This is a genomic window from Actinomadura logoneensis (genome assembly GCF_003428695.1).
In the GTDB taxonomy this organism is placed as follows: Bacteria; Actinomycetota; Actinomycetes; order Streptosporangiales; family Streptosporangiaceae; genus Spirillospora; species Spirillospora logoneensis.
Genome location: NZ_QURH01000769.1, coordinates 1 through 3,961 on the forward strand (window position 1 = coordinate 1; position 3,961 = coordinate 3,961).

A 3,961-nucleotide genomic window follows, 5' to 3' on the forward strand; every position below is an offset into this window, starting at 1 on the left:
CCGCCTGCTCGCCGCCGCCGCGTCGCCCGACCCGTCGGCCCGTCCGAGCGCCGACGAACTGGTCGACGCCGCGTCCGCGCTCGACCTGGGCCCCGCGCCGGCAGGGCCCGCGCCGTCGCCGTACCCCGACGCCCCGGTCACCGGCGGCTTCCCGGCCGTGATCTCCGGGACGGGCGGCTTCGCCATCCCCACCGCCCGCGTCCCCGACACGGCCCCGTCCGCGAACCCGCCCGCGCACCCGTCCGCGACGCCGTCCACCTCCGGCCCCCACCTCGACGCGCCCCTCGGCACCGGCGGTTTCCCCGAACCCGAGCCCGCCCCCCTGGTGGCGTCGGCGTCCGTGGCGGCGGTCGGTGCGGCGGCGGCCGTCTCGGCGCCGTCCTTCCACGAGAACGGCCGGATGTCCGGCTCGCACGCGCGGCACGCCGCCCCCGCGAACGCCCACGAGCTCGCCGTCGTCCGGGGATGGGCGCGGCTGCTGGCGCTGCTGGTGATCGTCCTCGCCGGGTGCGCGGCGGTCATGATGCCGGTGGTCGGGGTCGCGGTGTCCGCGGTCGCCGTCACGGTGCTGCGGCTCACCCGTGCGCGCGGCGGTCTCGGCCGCCTGGAGGCGGTCGGCCGCACGCTCCTCTCCGTGCCCTACGCGGCGGTGTTCGCGGTCGGGGTCCCGCTGGTGGTGATGGGCCTCGCGGCGGCGGACGTCGAACTGTCCCCGCTCGGCGCGATCGCCCTCGGCGCCGGGACGGGCACGATCGCGCTCTGGACGGCTCCGGGCGCGGGCGGCGCGCGCCGGGCCCTGGAGACCGCGTTCGAGCCGCTGGCGTGGCGTCCGGGCACGGTCGCCGCGGCCGGCCTGGTGCTCGGCGTGCTGACGCTCGGTGGCCTGGTGGCGGCGATGTCCTTCACGCCCAGCCTCGCGCCGCTGTACGGCCTGCAGAGCTCGCTGGAGGCGACGCTGTCCCGGCTCCAGAACGCGGTGCACTGAGGACCGCGGCGACGGGCGCCCGCCGCGGTACGCCCGGCCCTCCGCCGTGAAGTAGGTCTCACGGAACGGGTTTCGAATCGGCCCTACTGGCCGGTAACATCAGCCGTGTACGGTCCAACCGGGGACCCGGGGCCGAAACACGTTCGGGTCTTTGGCAGGCTGTCAGTTGCGCCGCCGCGCGGCGGCGCTGCGAGCACGCGTCGACCCGGCCCCCGGGCGGCGTCCTTATGTCCGCTTACCCCAGCGGCCAACTGAGTGCAGGGAGGTCGGCCACCGGCCATGAACATCGTCGTCTGCGTCAAGCAGGTTCCCGACACGGAGAGCCCGCGCAAGCTGAAGTCCGATGACAGCACCCTCGACCGCGGAGCGGCGGACGGCGTCATCAACGAGCTCGATGAGTACGCGATCGAAGAGGCGCTGCGCATCAAGGAGGCCCAGGGCGGCGAGGTGACCGTCCTGACCATGGGTCCCGCGAAGGCCACCGACTCCATCCGCAAGGCCCTCGCCATGGGCGCGGACAAGGCCGTCCACCTCTCGGACGAGGCCCTCGCCGGCTCGGACGCCTTCCAGACCTCCTACGCCATCCAGCAGGTCCTCGGCCGCACCGGCTTCGACCTGGTGATCCTCGGCTCGGAGTCCACCGACGCGCGCACCGGCATGCTCGCCGCGATGCTCGCCGAGCGGCTCGGCGTCCCGCAGCTGTCGCTCGCCAACAAGGTGGAGATCGACGGCACCTCGATCAAGGTGCAGCGGCAGACCGACTACGGCCACGACAAGGTCGAGGCGACCCTGCCCGCCGTGGTGAGCGTCGTCGAGAAGATCAACGAGCCGCGCTACCCGTCCTTCAAGGGCATCATGGCGGCCAAGAAGAAGCCGGTCGAGACGCTGGACGTCGCGGGAGCGGGCATCGACGCGGGCCAGGTCGGCCTCGCCAACGCCGCGACCGAGGTCGTGGACTTCGCCGAGGCCCCGCCGCGCGCGCAGGGCCAGATCGTCACCGACGAGGGCGACGGCGGCGTCAAGGTCGCCGAGTTCCTCGCGTCGAAGAAGTTCGTCTGAGCGGGGAAGGGGACCCTAAGCAATGAGTGAGATCCTGGTCCTCGTCGACCACGTCGACGGAGACGTCAAGAAGGTCACCCTCGAACTGCTCACGCTCGCCAACCGCCTCGGCGACGCCGCCGCGGTATGGGTGGGCCCGGGCTACGAGGGCGCCAAGGCCAAGCTGGCCGAGTTCGGCGCCAAGAAGGTCTACCTGGCCGAGGACGAGGAGCTGACCTCCTACGTCGTCGCGCCGAAGGCCGCGCTGCTCGCCAAGCTCGTCCAGGAGAAGTCCCCGGCCGCCGTGCTCGTCGCCGCCACCGGCGAGGGCAAGGAGGTCGCGGGCCGCCTGGCCGTGAAGACCGGTTCCGGCGCGCTCACCGACGTGGTGGACGTGGCGGAGGGCTTCGTCGGCGAGCACTCCATCTTCGGTGGCGCGATCATCGCGCACGCGAAGGTGAGGACCGGCACGCCGATCATCGCCGTCCGGCCGAACTCCGTGGCGCCCGAGGCCGCCGCGGCGACCCCGGCCGAGGAGGCGGTGTCGGTCCAGCTGTCCGACGCCGACAGGGCCGCCAAGATCGTCGAGAAGGTCGTCGAGGAGAAGGGCGAGCGCCCCGACCTCACCGAGGCCGCGATCGTGGTCTCCGGTGGCCGCGGCGTCGGCTCCGGCGAGAACTTCAAGATCATCGAGGCGCTGGCCGACACCCTCGGCGGAGCGGTCGGCGCGTCCCGCGCCGCGACCGACGCCGGCTGGTACCCGCACCAGTTCCAGGTCGGCCAGACCGGCAAGACGGTGTCGCCGCAGCTGTACATCGCGGTCGGCATCTCCGGCGCGATCCAGCACCGGGCCGGCATGCAGACGTCCAAGACGATCGTCGCGATCAACAAGGACGCCGAGGCCCCGATCTTCGAGCTGGTCGACTTCGGTGTCGTGGGCGACCTGTTCCAGGTGGCCCCGCAGCTCACCGAGGAGATCAACAAGCGCAAGTAGGCGCACCAGCGTGACGCCCCGGCCGGGACCCCGGCCGGGGCGTTCCGTTTCTCCGTCGCCCCAAGACGACGCGCTCCCGCGCGTGCCGCACTTGCCGATAGAGAAGGGGCCCGTCCGTGTGGACGGGCCCCTTCTGCGGGTTCTCCGGTCGGCCGGCTCCCCGGTCGTCCGGGTTCAGGCCGGCGGGGGAGCGGTCGCTCAGGCGGGGACGGGCTGCGGCTCGCCTTCGGCCTGCGGCGCGCCGACCGGGCCGGAGACGGTCTCGCCGGACACCGCGGCGGCGCCGTCGGCCGAGGCCTCGGAGGAGCGCGCCGAGCCGATCTCGCCGGGGCCGAGCGGCACGAACCGGGACCCGGCCGCGATCAGCAGGGCGAGCACGACGACCGCGCCGACGCCGATCCGCAGCGACGTCGCGTCCGCGAGGAAGCCGACGACGACCGGGCCGAGCAGCAGGCCGCCGTAGCCCATCGCCCCGGCCTGCGCGACCGCGGCGGCGGGCTGGTCCGGCGCGGACGTCCCGGCGAGGGACATCGAGGTCGGCACGACCGTGCAGACCACCAGGCCGGTCAGGAAGAACCCGGCGATCGCGACCGCCGTGTTCGGCGCGGTGACCACGACGGTCATCGACACCGCGGTGCCGACGCCCGCGCCGGTCAGCAGGTTCCGGGTGCCGACCCACATCCGCAGGTGGTCGCCGACGACGCGGCCGATCAGCATCGCGAGCTGGAACACCGGGTAGCCGAGCGCCGCGACGGCCTGCGTCGCGCCGAGCTCGCCGTGCAGCAGCAGGCCGCTCCAGTCGGCGATCGAGCCCTCGGTCATGAAGCCGATGAACGCCAGCACGCCGACCAGGTAGACCGCGAGCGGCAGGCGGGCGCGGCGGCGGCCCGCACCGGACGCGGCGCGCGCCGGGCGGTCGGCCAGGTAGGTCGGGCCGAGCAGCA

Annotated in this window: 2 protein-coding genes and 2 pseudogenes; 3 read left to right on the forward strand and 1 reads right to left on the reverse strand. The window is 73.9% G+C overall.

The window, feature by feature from the left end; genetic code table 11:
- From DZF91_RS40465 to DZF91_RS27060, 3 genes and pseudogenes are all read left to right on the forward strand, one after another.
- A pseudogene (locus tag DZF91_RS40465) lies at positions 1-985 on the forward strand (hypothetical protein); the annotation flags it as partial.
- Between the two features lie 279 nt (positions 986-1,264).
- Positions 1,265-2,044: an electron transfer flavoprotein subunit beta/FixA family protein gene (locus DZF91_RS27055; RefSeq protein ID WP_117359987.1), complete on the forward strand. Its 780-nt coding sequence runs from the start codon at positions 1,265-1,267 to the stop codon at positions 2,042-2,044.
- A gap of 22 nt (positions 2,045-2,066) precedes the next feature.
- Positions 2,067-3,017, forward strand: coding sequence for an electron transfer flavoprotein subunit alpha/FixB family protein (locus DZF91_RS27060; protein WP_117359988.1), 951 nt, complete (start codon positions 2,067-2,069; stop codon positions 3,015-3,017).
- A 198-nt stretch (positions 3,018-3,215) separates the two neighbouring features.
- On the opposite strand, the pseudogene DZF91_RS27065 reads toward DZF91_RS27060, so the two are convergent.
- Positions 3,216-3,961, reverse strand: a pseudogene (locus DZF91_RS27065) (MFS transporter); the annotation flags it as partial.